The organism is Mesorhizobium sp. B2-1-1 (assembly GCF_006442975.2).
GTDB lineage: Bacteria > Pseudomonadota > Alphaproteobacteria > Rhizobiales > Rhizobiaceae > Mesorhizobium.
In genome coordinates this window covers 3072777-3090289 of the sequence record NZ_CP083954.1, presented here as the reverse complement: position 1 = coordinate 3090289, position 17513 = coordinate 3072777, and the positions used below count along the sequence as shown (strand labels likewise).

The window sequence follows — 17513 nt, the reverse complement described above, 5'->3', positions numbered from 1 at the left end:
ATGGTCGCCTACGACTACATCCACGACGGCACGGCGATCTACGAACGCTCCTTTGCCATCATCCGCGCCGAGGCTGATCTCGCGCGCTTTTCCGAAGCAGAGGCCGATGTCGCGGTCCGCATGATCCATGCCTGCGGCCAAGTGGAAGCCGCCAAGAATTTTGTCTTCTCCAGCGATTTCGTTTCCGCCGCACGGGCCGCGCTTGCCGCCGGCGCGCCGATCTTCTGCGACGCCGAAATGGTCTCGCACGGCGTCACCCGCGCCCGTCTGCCTGCCGGCAACGAGGTGATCTGCACCTTGCGCGACCCGCGCACGCATGAAATCGCCAGGACGATCGGCAACACACGTTCTGCCGCCGCGATCGACCTGTGGGGCGAGCGCATCGCCGGTTCGGTGGTGGCCATCGGCAATGCGCCGACCGCACTCTTCTATCTTCTGGAGAAGCTGCGCGACGGTGCGCCGAAACCGGCCGCCATCATCGGCATGCCGGTGGGCTTCGTTGGTGCCGCCGAATCGAAGGACGCGCTGGCGCAGAATTCCTACGGCGTACCCTATGCAATCGTGCGCGGCAGGCTTGGCGGCAGCGCCATGACCGCGGCAGCCCTCAATTCTCTCGCGAGGCCCGGCCTGTGAACGCGCTCCCCAAAACCGGCTCGAGGGGCCGCCTGGTCGGCGTCGGTACCGGTCCCGGCGACCCGGAACTGTTGACGCTGAAGGCCGCGCGTGCGCTGGCCGAGGCCGATGTGGTGGCGTATTTCGCCAAGCGCGGCAACAACAGCAATGCGCGCGCCATCGTCGAAACGCGCTTCCGGCCCGACATGCTGGAACTGCCGTTGCTCTATCCCGTGACCACGGAGATCGACAAGGATCACGACGATTACCGCGCGCAGATATCGGCCTTCTACGAGGAGTCCGCCGAGACCGTTGCCGGTCATCTGGATGCCGGTAGGATGGTCGCCGTGCTGTCGGAAGGCGATCCGCTCTTCTATGGCTCCTACATGCATCTGCATGTGCGCCTCGCCCATCGTTTTCCGACCGAGGTCATTCCCGGCGTTACCGCCATGTCGGGCTGCTGGTCGGCGACCGGCCTGCCGATCGTCCAGGGCGACGACGTGCTGACCGTGCTGCCGGGCACGATGAGCGAGTTCGAACTGACCCGGCGCCTCGCCGACACCGATGCCGCCGTTATCATGAAGGTCGGCCGCAACCTGCCCAAAATCCGGCGGGCGCTGGAGGCCACCGGCAAGCTGACACGCGCCGTCTATGTCGAGCGCGGCACCATGCCGGGCAGCGTCTCGATGCGGCTCACCGACAAGCCGGACGACAAGGCGCCCTATTTCGCCATTGTGCTCGTTGCCGGCTGGTCCGGACGCCCTGTCGCGTCGGCGGGTGGCGCATGAGCGGCCGCCTCACGGTCATCGGGCTCGGACCCGGCAACGCCGATCAGGTGACGCCGCAGGCGAGCCACGCCGTCGCCGAGGCAAGCTTCTTCTACGGCTACAAGCCCTATCTCGACCGGCTGGAATTGCGCCCGGACCAGACCCGCATCGCCTCCGACAATCGCGAAGAGCTTGCCCGCTCCAACGAGGCGCTGGCGAAGGCGGCCGAAGGTCACAATGTCGCCGTCGTCTCCGGGGGCGATCCAGGCGTCTTCGCCATGGCGGCGGCCGTCTGCGAGGCGATCGAAGCCGGCCCCTCCGAATGGCGCGCCATCGACCTCGCAATCGTGCCTGGCGTCACCGCCATGCTCGCTGTCGCTGCCCGCATCGGGGCACCGCTCGGCCATGATTTCTGCGCCATCTCGCTGTCCGACAATCTGAAGCCATGGGACCTGATCGAACTGCGCCTGCTGGCGGCCGCCGGCGCCGGCTTCGTCATCGCGCTTTACAATCCGATCAGCAAGGCGCGCCCCTGGCAGCTTGGCCGCGCCTTCGAATGTCTGAAGGCCATTCTGCCGGGCACCACGCCCGTCATCTTCGGCCGCGCCGCAGGCCGGCCTGACGAGCGCATCGAGGTGTTCCTGCTGGCGGATGCCGATGCCGACAAGGCGGACATGGCAACCTGCATCATCATCGGTTCGCCGGAAACCCGGATCATCAGGCGCGGTAACAGGCCGGCGCTGGTCTACACGCCGCGCTCCGCGGCAGGCTCGACAAGATGATCGACCATGTCGGCAAGCTGGTCGACGGTCGCAGCCGAAGGAACCTCCGGCAGCGCAGGCCTGTGCACCATGACGACGTCGAGGCCAAGCGCCCGCGCCGCGGCGATCTTGCCATAAGTCGCCGTGCCGCCGCTGTCCTTGGATACAACGATGTCGATACCGTGCCGCTGGAGCAGCGTGCGTTCCTCCGCCTCGCGAAACGGCCCGCGCGCCAGGAGATAGGTGGCATCGGGCACTGCCAGCTTCGGCTCGACCGGATCGACGCTGCGGATGAGATAGTGGTGCTGGGGCGCGGCTTCGAAAGCCGCGACCTCCTGCCGGCCGAGAGCCAGGAATACACGGCGCGGCGCCGGTCCAAGCGCCTGCACGGCATCGCCTGTCGTATCGACCTGCGTCCAGCGATCGCCCTCGACAGGCTCCCAGCCGGGACGGCGCAGAGCGACGATCGGCACCCCGGCCATGCGCGCGGCCTGCGCGGCATTGGCGGAAATTCGCGCCGCGTAGGGATGCGTGGCGTCGATCAGCAGCTCGATGCTTGTCTCCTTGAGATAGACGGCCAGACCATCGGCGCCACCAAACCCTCCACTGCGTACCGGCACGCCCTGCGCCACCGGACTTTCGGTGCGGCCCGCCAGCGACAGCATCACCGAGTGACCGGCTGCCAGTTTTCCAGCCAGTTGCCGGGCTTCGGTGGTTCCGCCGAGGATCAGAATGCGGTGGGTCATCATGCCTGCTAAGGGTCCGCGCGGCGCCAAGCTCAACCAGAAATGGCTCACCATCGTCGGCATCGGCGAGGACGGTTTAGCGGGTCTCGGCGACGAGGCCAAGCAGCGGATTGCCGATGCGGAAATCATCTTCGGTGGCAAGCGGCACCTTGCGCTCGTTTCATCATTCGCCAAGGGCGATCCGCGCCCATGGCCGGTTCCCTTCGATGCCGAGATGCACGACGTGCTGGCGCTCGCCGGCAAGCGCGTCTGCGTTCTTGCCTCCGGCGATCCCTTTTTCCACGGCGTCGGCGTCACCCTCGCCCGCAAGGTCATGCCGCGGGAGATGCATGTCATTCCCGCGCCGTCGGCCATTTCGCTGGCGGCCGCTCGCCTTGGCTGGGCGCTGCAGGACATCGAAACCGTCTCGCTGCATGGCCGCCCCATCGACCTGATCCGGCCATTGCTGCAACCCAACGCACACATCCTGGCCCTGACATCCGATGCCGATGCACCGGCGGCGATCGCCCGCCTGCTCACCGAGCTTGATTTCGGCGCCTCGCGGCTGACGGTTCTGGAGGCGCTTGGCGGGCCAAAGGAGAACCTGCGCTCGGCCCGCGCCGATGCGTTCAACCTCGAAAACATCAATCCGCTCAATGTACTGGCGCTCGAAATTCAATCTGGTCCGGATGCGCGTATCCTGCCTTTGACATCAGGCCTCGCCGATCATCTGTTCGACCATGACGGCCAGATCACCAAACATGACATCCGCGCCATCACGCTGTCGGCGCTGGCGCCGAGGCGCGGCGAACTGCTGTGGGATGTTGGCGCCGGCTCCGGTTCCATCGGCATCGAATGGATGCTCGCCCATTCCTCGATGCGCGCTGTTGCCATCGAAGCCGACCCGATCCGCGCCGCCCGCATCGCCCACAATGCTGCCGCGTGTGGCGTTCCCGGCCTCATCGTGGTCGAAGGCAGCGCTCCCAAGGCGCTTGCAAGGCTCGAGACGCCAGATGCGATTTTCATCGGCGGCGGCGGCAGCGATGCCGGCGTGCTGGCCGCCGCCATCAAGGCGCTGCGCACCGGCGGCCGCCTTGTCGCCAATGCGGTGACGCTGGAAATGGAGACGCTGCTTCTTGCCCGTCATACCGAGCTCGGGGGCGATCTCACCCGCATCGCCATATCCCGCGCCGCGCCTGTCGGTTCGATGCAGGCCTGGCGGCCGGCGATGCCGGTTACCCAATGGAGTTGGATCAAGCCATGATGGTCGCGGGCATCGGCAGCCGAAAGGGCGTGAGCGTCGAGGACGTGCTTGCCGCGATAGAAACCGCGCTCGAAGCGCACGGGCTGGCGATGACGGCGCTCTCGTCGCTCGCCACCGCCACGCTCAAGAAAGATGAACAGGCGATCGCTGCCGCAGGTCGCACACTCAACCTTCCCGTCATTGTCGTCGATGAGGCAGCGCTTAAAGCAGCGTCGACGAAGGCGCTCAGCAACTCCAGCCTCTCGCAGGATCTGGCCGGCACAGCATCGGTGTCCGAAGCATCGGCGCTGGCCGTCGCCGGCGAAGGCGCCAGGCTGCTGGGACCACGCATCGTGCTCGGCCCGGTCACCTGCGCCATCGCCATCAGCGGAGACGCGGCATGACCGTCCATTTCATCGGCGCCGGTCCGGGCGCCGCCGACCTCATTACCCTGCGCGGCGCGCGGCTGCTGGCAAGCTGCCCGGTCTGCCTCCATGCCGGCTCGATCGTGGCGCCCGAATTGCTGCAGCATTGCACCCCGGGAACGAAGCTGATCGACACCGCGCCGATGTCGCTCGACGAGATCGAGGCCGAATATCTGGCCGCCCACAAGGCCGGCCATGATGTCGCGCGGCTGCATTCCGGTGACCTGTCGGTATGGAGCGCGGTTGCCGAACAGATCCGCCGGCTGGAAAGGCACGGCATTCCCTACACGCTGACGCCGGGCGTTCCCTCTTTCGCTGCCGCGGCGGCTGTTCTGCGGCGCGAGCTGACCATTCCCGAAGTCGCCCAGAGCCTGGTGCTGACCCGCGTCTCCGGCCGCGCTTCAAAAATGCCGCCTGGCGAAACGCTGGCCAGCTTCGGCCGCACCGGCGCCACGCTTGCCATTCATCTTGCCATCCACGCCGTCGATCGCATCGTCGCCGAGCTGACGCCGCTCTATGGCCGCGATTGCCCGGTGGCGGTCGTCTTCCGTGCCTCCTGGCCGGACGAGCGCGTGCTGACCGGCACGCTGGAAACCATCGAGGCGCAACTGGCCGCCGACCCGATGGAGCGTACGGCCATCATTTTCGTCGGCCGCTCTCTGGCAGCGGAAGGCTTTGGCGAGAGTTCATTGTACGACGCCCACTACCAAAGGCGTTTTCGCGGACGGGACGGATTGTGAGCGACAGCACCAAGAATAAGGGCGAGAACGCCGCGCTCCAACAGGCGCTTGCCCGGCTGAACTTCAAGCCGCGGACGCTTGAGCCCGGCCATGTCTGGCTCGCCGGCGCCGGCCCCGGCGATCCCGGCTGCCTGACGCTGGAAGTGCTGGCGGCGCTGAGTGAGGCGGATGCGCTGGTCTACGATGCGCTGGTCTCCCCGGACGTCGTCGCGGTTGCCGAAAACGCCGAGCTTTTCTTTGCCGGCAAGCGCGGCGGAAAACCCTCGATGAAACAGGACGACATAACCGCCCTGCTGGTCCGGCTGGCGCGCCAGGGCCGCCGCGTTGTCAGGCTGAAGGGCGGCGACCCCTATATTTTCGGCCGTGGCGGCGAAGAGGCGCTGGCGCTGGCGCGGGAAAACATCCCGTTCCGCGTCATGCCCGGCCTCACCTCGGGCCTCAGCGCGCTGGCCGCCACCGGCATCCCCGCGACCATGCGCGGCATCAACAAGGCGGTAATCCTGGCGACCGGCCATGCCGCCGGCACCGATGACGATCTCGACTGGGCCGCGATCGCGCGCACCGGCCAGCCTGTCGTGGTCTACATGGGCATGGCCAATCTGCCCGTAATATCGGCCGCATTGCTCGACGGGGGGCTGGCGCCATCGACGCCGGCGGCGGTGATCGTCGCCGCGACGACGCCGCAGGAACGCATCGTCGTCGCCACGCTGGCCACCATCGCCGAGGAAGCCGCCGCCGCCGGCCTGTCCGCACCGGCGCTGATCGTCGTCGGCGGCATCGTCGCCATGCGCGCGGCGCTGGCGGGTGCATCGTGAGCGCCCGCGCGATCATCGTCGGCGCGCCGCGCTCCGGCTCGGGCAAGACCAGCGTCACCATCGGCATTTTACGCGCACTCACTCGGCGCGGCCTGAAAGTACGCGGCGCCAAGTCCGGCCCCGATTACATCGATCCCGGCTTCCACACCGCCGCCACCGGCCTGTCCGGCGTCAATCTCGACAGCTGGGCGATGTCGCCGTCGCTGCTCAACGCACTGGCCGTGAATGCCGCCGACGACGCCGATTTTGTCATCCTCGAAAGCGCCATGGGCCTGTTCGACGGCATTCCGGCCGCGCCGGGCCGCAGCGGTTCGGCGGCCGATCTGGCACGGCTCTACGGCCTGCCGGTGCTGCTGGTGCTGGACGTTTCCGGTCAGTCGACCACGGCGGCGGCCGTCGCCAAGGGGTTCGCTACCTATGATCCGGAGGTTCGCATGGCGGGCGTCGTGCTCAACCGGCTGGGCAGCGAGCGCCACCGCCGGCTGTCCGGCGACGCCATCGAGGCGATCGGCCTGCCGGTCGTCGGCGCCATCCTGCGCGATCCCACCTTGAACCTGCCCGAGCGCCATCTCGGCCTCGTCCAGGCCGGTGAATATGATGACCTGATGGCGCATCTCGACCGGTTGGCCGACATGGCGGAAAAGTCGCTCGACCTCGACGCCGTCATGGCGCTGGCAACACCTCTCGCCCCGGAGCCCGGCAGCTTCGACGATGCGCTGCAGCCGCCCGGCCAGCGCATCGCACTTGCCGAGGATACCGCCTTCACCTTCCTCTATCCGCACGTCGCGGCCTACTGGCGCAAGGCCGGCGCGGAGATCGTTCCGTTCTCGCCGCTCGCGGACGAGGCGCCTGACGACAGCTGCGACGTCTGCTGGCTGCCCGGCGGCTATCCCGAGCTTCACGCCGGCCGTCTCGCCGCCGCTGCGAATTTTCGGAAAGGAACGGCAAGGTTCGCCGGGACGAAGCCCATCCATGGTGAGTGCGGTGGCTTCATGGTGCTTGGCGAAGCCCTGGAAGATGCGTCTGGCGAAACGCACAAAATGCTCGGCCTGCTCGGCCATTCAACCAGCTTCGCCAGGCGCAAGATGAACCTCGGCTATCGCGAAGCGCGGCTGCGCGCCGACTGTCCGCTCGGCCCGCGGGGCGCGTTGATCCGCGGGCACGAATTCCATTATGCGCAGATGACGGCTACCGGCGATGACGAGCCCCTGGCCGACCTCGCTGACGGGCAAGGCAATCCGATCGGCGCCTCGGGCTACCGGCGCGGCCAGGTCAGCGGCACCTTCTTCCATGCCATCGCAAGGGGCTGAGGCATGAAGTTCCCGAAGGTCACCCTTTCGCCCCGGCAAATCCCCAGCGATGTTGCCCTCTGCCTGGTCTTCTTCACCAGGCTGCCCTTGCCCGTCATCGACTTTCGCGACCGCAGCCTTGCCGCCGCGATCTGGGCCGCCCCGGTCGCCGGCCTCGTCGTCGGCCTGATCGGCGCCATCGTCTTTGCCACGGCGGAACGGTTTGGCCTTGCCATCGGGTCGGCGGCAGCCCTTGCCCTGGTTGCAACCGCGGTCACCACCGGCTGCCTGCACGAGGACGGGCTGTCCGATGTCGCCGACGGTTTTGGCGGCGGCAACACGCGCGGTCGCAAACTGGAGATTATGCGCGACAGCCGAATCGGCGCCTATGGCGCCATGGCGCTGGCGCTGTCGCTGCTCATCCGCTGGAGCGCCCTGTCGGAATTCGTCGATCCCACACAGGCCCTCTTCGCCCTCTTGGCCGCCCATGCCGCCTCGCGCGGTGTATTCGGCGCCTTCATGCATCTCTTGCCGCCGGCGCGCGACGATGGCCTCTCGGCCGGCGCCGGCACCGTCTCGCGGGAAATCGCCATAGCCGGCGCCGTGCTCGGCGCCATCCCGCTCCTCCTGCTTGGAATCGGCGGCGCCATCGCCGCGCTTATCCTGCTCGGCCTGCTCTTTGCCGCCTTCCACGCGCTTTGCCTCAACCAGATCGGCGGCCAGACCGGCGACACGATCGGCGCTATGCAACAGGTGAGCGAAATCGCGGTGCTGCTCGTCGCTTCCGTAGCCCTTTCCTGACTCTGTTTCGGAGAATTTCCTTCCATGCCTTTCAAATCCCTAGATGAATTGCGCGCTGCTTGCCTAGACCTGCCTGGTGGCGATGACGCCGCCGCGAGCGCGGTCGCTCGCCGCCAGGACACGTTGACCAAGCCGCAGGGCAGCCTCGGCCGGCTTGAGTCCATCGCCGCGTGGCTGGCGCGCTGGCAGGGCCGCGACATGCCTAGGCTCGAGCGGGTGAAAGTTTTCGTCTTCGCCGGCAACCACGGCGTTACCGCGCAAGGCGTGTCGGCTTATCCTTCGGAAGTCACGGTGCAGATGGTGGCGAATTTCGCCGGCGGCGGTGCGGCCATCAACCAGCTCGCCCGCATCGCGGGCGCCGAACTCGATGTCATTCCGCTCGATCTTGACCATCCGACCGGCGATTTCACGCAAACGCCGGCGATGGACGACAAGACGTTTCTTGCCGCGGTCTCGGCCGGCTACGATGCGGTGACTGATGATCTCGATCTCGTCTGCTTCGGCGAGATGGGCATCGGCAACACCACGCCGGCCGCCGCGATCTCGGCGGCGCTGTTCGGCGGCGGTGCGGAAAAATGGACCGGACGCGGCACCGGCGTCGACGATGCCGGCCTCAAGCGCAAGGTGGTTGCCATCGAATCGGGCTTGAAGCGCCACGCCGCCATTCTTGCCGACCCCCTGGGGGTTGCCGCGGCGCTCGGCGGCCGCGAACTCGCCGCCATCTTCGGCGCCACGCTTGCCGCCCGTCACATGGGCATACCGGTGCTGCTTGACGGCTTCGTCTGCACCGCAGCCGCAGCACCTTTGGCAAAGCTGCACTCCACAGGCCTTGCTCATACGATCGCCGCCCACGTCTCTGCCGAGTCAGGTCATCGCGGCCTGCTGGAAGCGCTCAATCTGCTGCCGCTGCTCGACCTCGGCATGCGGCTCGGCGAAGGCTCCGGCGCTTGCCTCGCCGTCAACATCGTCCGCTCGGCGCTGGAGTGCCATGCGAGGATGGCGAGCTTTGCCGAGGCCGGCGTGTCGGAGAAATGACAGTACGCTAGCTGTCTATTTCGTCTGCGAGCTTGCGCGCGCCACGACTGGTCATTTCGAACTCGGCTCCGGTAGGTCCAATTTTGGCTCTGGTGGATGCCCGCAGAAGAGACCCCAACGCCTCTGATCCATGGCCGTCGGACGATTTATCTCCTTCGCCAAATAAATTTCTGGAAACACCAGCCACTAAAATGTCTGGAATAGTCGATCCATCGTGTTTGGCTTCCATAATTGTTTCGACGGCCCAGCTGGCCCGATTTAGGTCGATAGAATATCGCTCAAGATCGCGATGAGCGCGCAATCGATCGTGATAAATATTCTTAAGCCAGGCAATCGCATAGACGAGGAAGGCAACCGCACCAATTCCAGTCACAGCAGCCCTGGCAAGAACGACCCACGCCTGACTGGACTGCACACGCGCTATGGCCAATTTGTCTTCCGGCGATTCCATTTTTGAGCCAGCACTTTGTATCGCAGACTTCAGGAGTTGGGAAAACTCCTGAAGCGAATAGACCGATGTCACAGCGAGGAAAACCGTCCCGACTAACGTAAGAAAGAAAACTCCCCACCCAATGAACGATGTTTGCGCTGGAACCATGGAGCTTCTGAGCCTTGTCGCTATCCCACTTGTAATCTGCTCCCTTAGTTCGCGTCGCGCGTGAATGTGATCTCTGTCGTCTAGCTCCTTCGCTCGTGTCTGTAGTTGCTCCTCTCGGCGTTCCAGCGCCTGACGCACGTCATCGAGTGCTTGTTCTGCCAAGGTTTTTCGTTTCTCGAATTCGGTTTCGAGAACCGTCAACCGTTGCGCGGCCTCTTTTTCCAGGCGAATCCGCTCTGAAGCAACCTGCTCGCCAACGGAGACAACGGACTCTTGCATTCTCTCAATCATCCGCTGATGCGAGGCTAGCAATTCTCTATAAGTGTCCGGATCCGAATACAACAGAGCAGACGATTCTATCGAATTTAGGAATATACTGTTAGCTATATTGTTGACTTTATATATTGTATCTTCACCAAATGGATTAGCAACCTGTTGATGGTCATACTGTCCGTTATGGGTTTTAATTCGATCAAAAATAAAGCTTTGGGAATCAGAGTCTCTAGAGAGAGAGACTGAAAATTTGTTTATTGTCGTTGTAATACTCTGTATTAGGTATGCATTTGAACTTGCATAGGGCTCAAATGGTAGATCCTCACTCGCCAGCGGTATCTGCACTCCCTTGGCAGAGCCGAACTGTCGTATGGCGATGACATCGGAGCCGAGGATAGTTGCGACCTGGCGAAAGAACGCTATTAGGTCACAGTCCTTAGCTCGAGGTATTTGTAGATAGTGCTCTACAGCCATGATTCGCCCCCAATAAAGAACCCCAATGCGTGGAGAAGAAATCACACGCGCAACTGGCCGACAAGCAACAATGCTTGTCGGCCAAAACTAAATGATTTGAGGCGGCTGGAGTCAGATGCGCACTGGGTGCGCCGCCAGTGGGAGGCTCAGCAATGATCGGATCAGCCACGGCTGAAATCCTACGTAGGACGGCCGCAATCCCGTCCCACGTTCCCCCGCTTTCCGGGTCTTTCCACCAAGTCTTTGAAGAATTTGGTGGGTGCGCACAGGATTGAACTGTGGACCCGCTGATTAAGAGTCAGCTGCTCTACCAACTGAGCTACGCACCCACTCGGCCGGCAAAAACCGGCGTTGGCGGGCATATAGCCGCCGATGCCGGTCCTGTCCAGCCCTGCCGGAATCATTTCCCGACAAATCGCCGAAGTGACGCAGATGGTCAGACGAACAGCTTGCCTTCCGCCACCTTGACCGCGTTGCCACCGATGCGCGCCGAGACCAGTTTTCCGCCCTGTACACTTAGTTCCAGGCGGATACGCGAGGGCCGCCCCATCTCCAGCCCCTGTTCGATCCACAGCTGCGAAACGCCATCCGTCGGAGCGTCGAAATGCATAACGGCGCCGGCGAAAGCCGCCGCCGCCGAGCCCGTCGCCGGGTCCTCGTAGGAAGGCGTGCCGGGCACGATCATGCGCACATGGAAGGCGCTCTCGTGGTTCACCGTCTCTCGGCAATAGACATAGGGACTGGCAAAGGCCCATTCGCTCTTGCGCGGCGCCAGTTCCGACCACGCCTGATTGTCGAGCCGGATCCGGCCGGCCGCCTCCAGATTGGCCACCGGTATGGTCACGTAGGGCACGCCCGCCGACCAGAACGCGACGCGGTGATTCTCGAAACCGATCTCGTGCGGCGCCAGGCCAAGGGCGGCGCCGATCGCCACCGGGTCGGCTTCGAGCTTCAGCGGCTCCGGCAGCTTCGCCAGGTCGAATTCGGCGAAGGTGGCGCCATCGTGCTTGCTGACGGCACAGCGCACCGGGCCGATGTTTTCCTCCAGCACGAAAATGCTCGCAGCGCCGTCATTGTCGGCCATTTCAGCGAGCGCGATATCGGCCAGTTCGGCCAGCGCGATCGCCGAGCCCACGGTCGGGTGGCCGGCGAAAGGCATTTCATAGTCGGGCGTGAAGATGCGGATACGGGCGCGGTGCTTGGGATTGTCCGGCGGCAGCACGAACACCGATTCCGACAGGTTGAACTCTCGCGCGATGGCCTGCATCGCAGCCGTGTCCAGTCCGCCGCTGTCCAACACCACCGCCAGCGGGTTGCCGGCCAGCCGATCGGTCGTAAACACATCGTAAAGCAAGTAATCGCGTCTCATGGAGGAAACCTTCCGCTTTGATCCGAATTTCTGCCTCAATCCCAACATGAGCGAAATTTAATTTGATATTCGAACCATTAGCACTGATCTGTGCACTCATAGGGACTTATTGCGCTTCAGGGGGTCCGGCGTGGACCAGATTGTCAATCTGCCAAAGACGGAATCGGATTCCGCCATCGAGACCGCGCTCGGGCTCGACCAGACGGGGCGGCGCAAGAATCGCCGCCGCGGCTGGCTCTATGCGCTGCTGGCGCTGATCGTCCTTGTCGCGGCTTTTGCCGGCTACCAGTGGTATGCCGGCTCGCCGGTCAAGATCGACTATACGACGGCGCCCGCCGCCAAGGCCGACCTCACTGTCGAGGTTTCGGCGACCGGCATCTTGCAGCCCCTCACCCAGGTCGACATTTCCAGCCAGCTCTCGGGCATCATTCGTTCAGTCTCGGTCAACGAGAACCAGCAGGTCAAGAAGGGCGATGTGCTGGCCGCGCTCGACACCGCCAAGCTGCAGGTGCAGATCGAACGCGCCGAGGCATCCGCCAAGGCGGCCGCCGCCAATGTCGCGGACGCCACCGTGACGCTGGCCGAGAATGAGAGCGCGCTCGTGCGCGCCGCCGCCCTCACCAAGCGCGGCATGGCCACCGACCAGTCGCTCGAAGCGGCGACCGCGACCCGCGACCGTTCGAAGGCAGCGCTCGATAGCGCCGAGGCCAATCTCGCCATCGCCAACGCCGACCTGAAATCGCAGCAGACCGACCTTGCCAACAGCACCATCTATGCGCCGATCGACGGCATCGTGCTGACGCGCTCTGTCGACCCCGGCCAGACGGTCGCCTCCTCCTTGCAGGCGCCGGTGCTGTTCATCATCGCCGCCGATCTCAGGAACATGGAACTGGTGGCGGCGGTCGACGAAGCCGATATTGGCGCGGTGAAGCCGGGCCAGCATGCCCGCTTCACCGTGGATGCCTTCCCGGAGCGGCCGTTCGACGCCGAGATCCGCGACATCTCCTACGCCTCGGTCACCACCGACGGCGTCGTCACCTACAATGCGCGGCTCGAGGTCGACAACAACGAGCTGTTGCTGCGCCCCGGCATGACGGCCACTGTTTCGGTCGTCACCCGGCAGGCCAAGGACGTGCTGACCGTCCCCTCCTCCGCCTTCCGCTATCGTCCTGCGCAGCAGGCCGCCCGCGGCTGGAGCCTGAGCGACCTGTTCACCGGCCGCATGGGACGTCCCGGCGGCAATCGCCAGCGCCAGGCGGCAGCGCCGCCGACCGACGGCTCACGCATGCTCTACGTGCTGGAGAAAGGCCGTCCGCATCCGGTCAACGTCAGGATCGGCTCGACCGACGGCGAGCTGACCGAGATCACCTCGGGCCTGTCAGAGGGGGCGCAGGTCATCACGGCCTCGCAGCAGCGGAGCTGACTTCGTGGCGATGGGCGCCCCCCTCATCACCTTCGACAAGGTCTGGAAGAGCTACGGCCATGGCGAAGCCAAGGTGCACGCGCTGGCCGGCGTCGACCTGGCGATCCGGCGCGGCGAATTCGTCGCCATCATGGGCCCGTCCGGCTCCGGCAAATCGACGGCGATGAACATCATCGGCTGCCTCGACACGCCGACCGCCGGCACCTATTCCTTCATGGGCGTCGATGCCGGCCGGCTCGACCGCAACCGCCGCGCCATGCTGCGCAACCTCTATGTCGGCTTCGTCTTCCAGGGCTATAATCTGCTGGCGCGCACCACGGCGGCGGAAAATGTCGAACTGCCGCTGATCTATCGCGGCGTGGCCAGCCGCGAGCGCCGCGATCTTGCCATGCAGGCGCTGGCGCAAGTCGGCCTTGTCGGTCGCGAGCATCACACTCCGGCCGAGCTTTCCGGCGGCCAGCAACAGCGCGTGGCGATCGCGCGCGCCATTGTCACGAGGCCGACGCTGCTCGTCGCCGACGAACCGACCGGCAATCTCGACACTGCCCGCACGCACGAGATCATGGAGTTGCTGACGCAACTGAACAAGGAGCTTGGCCTGACCATCACCATGGTCACCCACGAGGCCGACGTCGCCGAATATGCCGAGCGCACGGTGCGCTTCCTCGACGGCCATGTCGCCTCCGACACCATGACCGTCGAGGTGGCCTGACAATGCTCTGGGAAACCGTCCGCCTCTCCTTGCGCTCGATCCGCCGCAACATGCTGCGCTCGTTCCTGACCTTGCTCGGCATCGTCATCGGCGTCGCCGCGGTCATCGCCATGCTCACCATTGGCGCCGGCACCACCGCCAAGGTCAAGGACGACATCGCCAAGCTCGGCAGCAATCTTCTGGTTGTGCGCTCCGGCCGCCCGGCCGGTCCCGGCGGCCCGGGCGGGCTCGACCAGGTCGTCCGTCCGCTCACCGAAAAGGATCTTGCCGCGCTCATTGCCCATCTGACAGGCGCACGCGCCATTTCGCCGGCCTCGCAGAAGCAGGTCCGCGTCATCTTCGGTACCGAGAGCCTGACCTCCGGCGTCACCGGCACCGACAGTGCCTATCTCGATGCTCGCGACTGGAAACTGGTCTCAGGCCGTTCGTTCAGTGAGTCCGAGACCCGCTCGGGCACCGGCGTATGCCTGATCGGTGAGACGGTGCGCCAGCAGTTCTTCGGTGCCGGCGACCCGGAGGGCGAAATCATCCGCGTCAACCGCACCTCCTGCAAGATCATCGGTCTGCTCGAGCCGAAGGGCTATACCGGCTTCGGCCAGGACCAGGACAATGTCGTGTTGATGCCGCTGCATGCCTATCAGCGGCGCATTGCGGGCAACCGCAACATCGACAACATCTACGTCGCCGCCGACGACCGCACCCCGACCAGCGAGCTGCAGCCGCGCGTCGAGGATATTCTGCGCGACGCCAGACGCCTCACGCCCGACCGCGAAAGCGATTTCGCGATCCGCGACATGACCCAGATCGCCGATGCCATGGCCAGCGCCACCACCACCATGACCGGCATGCTGGGCGCGGTCGCCGGCGTCAGCCTGCTGGTCGGCGGCATCGGCATCATGAACATCATGCTGGTGTCGGTCACCGAGCGCACCCGCGAGATCGGCATCAGGCTCGCCATCGGCGCGCATGAAAAGCACATCCTCATCCAGTTCCTGGTCGAGGCGACGGTGCTGTCGCTGCTCGGCGGCATCATCGGCATCCTGATCGGGCTCTCGCTGGCCGGTCTCGCCTCGGCGACGCTGGCCATTCCCTTTGCGCCGAGCCCGGCAGTCATCCTGCTCGCCGTCGGCTTTTCCGCGCTGATCGGCATGGTCTTCGGCTTCTTCCCGGCGCTGCGCGGCGCCAGGCTCGACCCGATCGACGCGCTGCGGCATGAATAAGGCGATTGGAAAGCAAAGGCGCGGCTACGACGCTGTTTCCCAGGGATTAATCGTATTCAATCCGGCGGCCGCGAATGGACTGGTGTCGCGGGTGGCGACCGTAAGACCGTTTGCTGCGGCCGTGGCTGCGATGTAGCCATCCGCATTGCCGATCGCCTTTCCTGAGGCTCTCGCCTTTACCATGAGGTCGGCATAGGCGCGCGACGCGTCGAGGTCGAAAGGCAGAATGCGGCCTGCAAACAGTGGCAACACATCCTGATCGAGACGATTGTCCGCGCACGCACCCGATGTTTGGGGTTGCAGGCAGCCACTCAGACCTTCGTATGCCGGCATTGGCGATCAGCACGGAAGGTAAGGTTTAGTCCGCGTTCGCAAAATGCCACTCGATCAGCGGCTTCATGTGCGGCATCAGCCCGTGCGGCAGGTCGGCGGCGTGGCGGATGATGACCGGACCGACGATCTCCGGTTCGGCCTCGGTTGCGACGAAGGCCGAGATGCGCCGCGCGATCTCCTCGGCGGGCTCGGGAACCCGGTAGCGGCGGAAGATCACCGTGCCGCTTTCCGTCGACAGGGCATGGTAATGCAGGCCGCGTGCGGCGCCTGAAATGTCGAGGCCGGTTTCTTCCCGCACCTCGCGGATCATATTGAAATCGACATCGACGAGGCCATCGCGAAAATCGGCCGGTTCGAAGGAACCGGCGGCGAAATAGACGCGGCCGGCAGTAACGGTGTGGGCGGCCATGCGAATCGCCACCAGCGCATTGTCGCCGGCCACAAGCATGGCATGGGCATAGGCGTGCTCGGCGCCGGAATTCTCGCGCCGTTTACGCCAAAGCATGAACGTGGAGTAGTTGACCGCGTGGCACCGGCCGACGAGGCGATTGTCGCGCCAGGCCAGTCGCGAGAGCAGCACCACGGGGCCGTCGAAGAGCGCGGGGTTGGCCGCGATCTCATGCTGCCAGTTCGCGGCGATCGCCTCGGCATTATCCAGCGAAAAAGGATGCGGGCCAGGGTCGAGCCGGACATCGACGGCGTCGACCGGCAAAATAACGTTGCGCGGCAGGTCGAAGCTCACGGCTCAGGCCATGTCCAGCGTGATCGCCACCGGACAATGGTCCGATGCCTTGGGCCGGTCCCAGCCGGCGCGCGGAAAGCGCTCCACTTCCTGGCCGGCAGGAAAGATCGTGCGCCAGGGCTGGCCGTTGCGGATGATGTCCGGGACGGCGGTGGCGTTCTTAGCCGCCAATCCCTTGGACAGCAGGATATAATCGAGCTGGCACAAATGCCGCTCTTGCGGCCCACGCGTGTGGTAGAAGGTCCAGCGGTTCATTTCCGGCCGCCTCTCGACCACGTTTTCGCAAAAACCGCCGGCCGTCAGCACGTTGATGCAGGACAGGTTCTCGTCGACCACCTCGAAACGATAGCCGTCGAATTCGTCGCCGGCGATCTTCACGCGCTGGCGGTAATCGTTCATGTCGCCGCAGATCGCCCAGCGCTTGTCGGCTGCATGATCCGCCCCGAAGCGCTCCTCGATGATCCGGCGCACCGCCTGCGCCTCCGCGATGCGGACCGGCATCGTCGCTTCACGCCCGTCGAGCCCGTTGCGGGGCGAGCCCATCGACTTGAAGTGCACGAGATAGAGTGTCAGCGGCGAACCGCCAACGGTAATGTCCACTTCCAGGCAGTCGCGCCGGAAGATACGTTCATTGGGCTGGTTGCCGAGCGCCGCCAGCTCCGGCGTGTGCAGCCCGAACTGTTCATAGGTCACATAGGCGTGGCTGGTCATGCGCACGAATTCGATGGGCTGGCCCTGCGCGGTCTCGCTGCGCATCATCACGGCGACGTCGATGCCGCGCGAATCATTGCCGGCAGCGGTGTACTTCTGGCGGTAGCCCTGCCCCACCATCTTGAAAAGATAGCCATATTCGAACGCCTTGAGGGCTTCGATATTGTCGACCTCCTGCATGCAGATGATATCCGCGCGCGTGGCCGCTATGGCCAGCGCCGTCAGCTGCCGCATGTCGTCCGACTGCGCGATGGCGCGGGCCTGCTCCAGCATCTTGTACTCGGCCTCGCTCTGGATATCGAAGAGAGCCAGCGTCCGGTCCTCGTTGAGCTGGTTGCGGTATCCGGAGAAATCGAACCTGTTCATCAGGTTCTCGACATTGAAGGTTGCAAGACGCAGCGACATATCATGACCTTTGCCCGCAAGCGCGGCAGAAAACAAGGCC

At 64.8% G+C, this 17513-nt stretch carries 18 protein-coding genes, 1 tRNA gene and 1 pseudogene; 13 read left to right on the top strand and 7 right to left on the bottom strand.

The annotated features are described in order from the left end of the window. From FJ972_RS15155 to FJ972_RS15145, 3 genes are read left to right on the top strand one after another with little or no spacing between them, the layout of a single operon-like run. On the top strand, window positions 1–633 hold the full coding sequence (locus tag FJ972_RS15155) for a precorrin-8X methylmutase (protein ID WP_140495569.1): 633 nt from the start codon (window positions 1–3) through the stop codon (window positions 631–633). Next, a complete protein-coding gene (locus FJ972_RS15150; RefSeq protein ID WP_140521148.1) occupies window positions 630–1400 on the top strand; it encodes a precorrin-2 C(20)-methyltransferase in 771 nt (256 codons plus the stop codon). The genes FJ972_RS15155 and FJ972_RS15150 overlap by 4 nt, the downstream gene beginning before the upstream one ends. After that, entirely contained in the window at window positions 1397–2161 is a 765-nt protein-coding gene (locus FJ972_RS15145; protein ID WP_140521149.1) for a precorrin-3B C(17)-methyltransferase, read from the top strand. The genes FJ972_RS15150 and FJ972_RS15145 overlap by 4 nt, the downstream gene beginning before the upstream one ends. Here FJ972_RS15145 and FJ972_RS15140 read toward each other — a convergent pair. Continuing rightward, a complete protein-coding gene (locus FJ972_RS15140) occupies window positions 2125–2886 on the bottom strand; it encodes a cobalt-precorrin-6A reductase (RefSeq protein WP_140521150.1) in 762 nt (253 codons plus the stop codon). The two genes, FJ972_RS15145 and FJ972_RS15140, sit on opposite strands and share 37 nt — an antisense overlap. 1 nt (window position 2887) lies before the next feature. Here FJ972_RS15140 and cbiE point away from each other — a divergent pair, with 1 nt between their 5' ends. Genes cbiE through cobT form a run of 7 tightly spaced genes read left to right on the top strand, consistent with a single transcriptional unit; the run spans window position 2888 to window position 9213 of the window. Next, on the top strand, window positions 2888–4129 hold the full coding sequence (cbiE, locus tag FJ972_RS15135; RefSeq protein ID WP_140521151.1) for a precorrin-6y C5,15-methyltransferase (decarboxylating) subunit CbiE: 1242 nt from the start codon (window positions 2888–2890) through the stop codon (window positions 4127–4129). Further along, window positions 4126–4512, top strand: a complete 387-nt coding sequence (locus FJ972_RS15130; RefSeq protein WP_140521152.1) for a cobalamin biosynthesis protein — start codon at window positions 4126–4128, stop codon at window positions 4510–4512. Before cbiE ends, FJ972_RS15130 begins: the two co-directional genes overlap by 4 nt. Beyond that, window positions 4509–5273 carry a precorrin-4 C(11)-methyltransferase gene (gene cobM / locus FJ972_RS15125; protein ID WP_140521153.1) on the top strand — a complete coding sequence of 255 codons (765 nt, stop codon included), beginning with the start codon at window positions 4509–4511 and terminating at the stop codon, window positions 5271–5273. The genes FJ972_RS15130 and cobM overlap by 4 nt, the downstream gene beginning before the upstream one ends. Continuing rightward, on the top strand, window positions 5270–6088 hold the full coding sequence (gene cobA / locus FJ972_RS15120; RefSeq protein WP_140521154.1) for a uroporphyrinogen-III C-methyltransferase: 819 nt from the start codon (window positions 5270–5272) through the stop codon (window positions 6086–6088). Before cobM ends, cobA begins: the two co-directional genes overlap by 4 nt. Then, window positions 6085–7398, top strand: a complete 1314-nt coding sequence (locus tag FJ972_RS15115) for a cobyrinate a,c-diamide synthase (protein ID WP_140521155.1) — start codon at window positions 6085–6087, stop codon at window positions 7396–7398. The genes cobA and FJ972_RS15115 overlap by 4 nt, the downstream gene beginning before the upstream one ends. A 3-nt stretch (window positions 7399–7401) precedes the next feature. Further along, a complete protein-coding gene (cobS, locus tag FJ972_RS15110; protein ID WP_140521156.1) occupies window positions 7402–8178 on the top strand; it encodes an adenosylcobinamide-GDP ribazoletransferase in 777 nt (258 codons plus the stop codon). Between the two features lie 24 nt (window positions 8179–8202). Beyond that, window positions 8203–9213, top strand: coding sequence for a nicotinate-nucleotide--dimethylbenzimidazole phosphoribosyltransferase (gene cobT, locus FJ972_RS15105; RefSeq protein WP_140521157.1), 1011 nt, complete (start codon window positions 8203–8205; stop codon window positions 9211–9213). A gap of 7 nt (window positions 9214–9220) precedes the next feature. Here cobT and FJ972_RS15100 read toward each other — a convergent pair whose 3' ends face one another. The 3 genes from FJ972_RS15100 to FJ972_RS15090 form a co-directional block, all read right to left on the bottom strand. Next, window positions 9221–10558, bottom strand: coding sequence for a hypothetical protein (locus FJ972_RS15100; RefSeq protein ID WP_140521158.1), 1338 nt, complete (start codon window positions 10556–10558; stop codon window positions 9221–9223). A gap of 253 nt (window positions 10559–10811) precedes the next feature. Further along, window positions 10812–10887, bottom strand: a tRNA-Lys gene (locus FJ972_RS15095). A gap of 107 nt (window positions 10888–10994) precedes the next feature. Beyond that, window positions 10995–11927: a PhzF family phenazine biosynthesis protein gene (locus tag FJ972_RS15090; protein WP_140495414.1), complete on the bottom strand. Its 933-nt coding sequence runs from the start codon at window positions 11925–11927 to the stop codon at window positions 10995–10997. Between the two features lie 130 nt (window positions 11928–12057). On the opposite strand from FJ972_RS15090, the gene FJ972_RS15085 reads away from it, so the two are divergent. From FJ972_RS15085 to FJ972_RS15075, 3 genes are read left to right on the top strand one after another with little or no spacing between them, the layout of a single operon-like run. Continuing rightward, window positions 12058–13350 (top strand): efflux RND transporter periplasmic adaptor subunit, encoded by a 1293-nt coding sequence (locus tag FJ972_RS15085; protein WP_140521159.1) that lies wholly within the window; start codon window positions 12058–12060, stop codon window positions 13348–13350. Between the two features lie 4 nt (window positions 13351–13354). Further along, window positions 13355–14062: an ABC transporter ATP-binding protein gene (locus FJ972_RS15080; protein WP_140516445.1), complete on the top strand. Its 708-nt coding sequence runs from the start codon at window positions 13355–13357 to the stop codon at window positions 14060–14062. 2 nt (window positions 14063–14064) lie between these two features. Beyond that, window positions 14065–15282, top strand: coding sequence for an ABC transporter permease (locus FJ972_RS15075; protein ID WP_140521160.1), 1218 nt, complete (start codon window positions 14065–14067; stop codon window positions 15280–15282). 24 nt (window positions 15283–15306) lie between these two features. Here the strand turns inward: FJ972_RS15075 and FJ972_RS15070 are convergent. The 3 genes and pseudogenes from FJ972_RS15070 to FJ972_RS15060 all read right to left on the bottom strand — a co-directional run. Continuing rightward, window positions 15307–15552: pseudogene (locus FJ972_RS15070) on the bottom strand (PIN domain-containing protein); the annotation flags it as partial. Between the two features lie 88 nt (window positions 15553–15640). After that, window positions 15641–16357 carry a hypothetical protein gene (locus tag FJ972_RS15065; protein WP_140516449.1) on the bottom strand — a complete coding sequence of 239 codons (717 nt, stop codon included), beginning with the start codon at window positions 16355–16357 and terminating at the stop codon, window positions 15641–15643. 3 nt (window positions 16358–16360) lie between these two features. Beyond that, on the bottom strand, window positions 16361–17473 hold the full coding sequence (locus tag FJ972_RS15060) for an endonuclease/exonuclease/phosphatase family protein (protein WP_140521162.1): 1113 nt from the start codon (window positions 17471–17473) through the stop codon (window positions 16361–16363). Window positions 17474–17513: the final 40 nt, after the last annotated feature.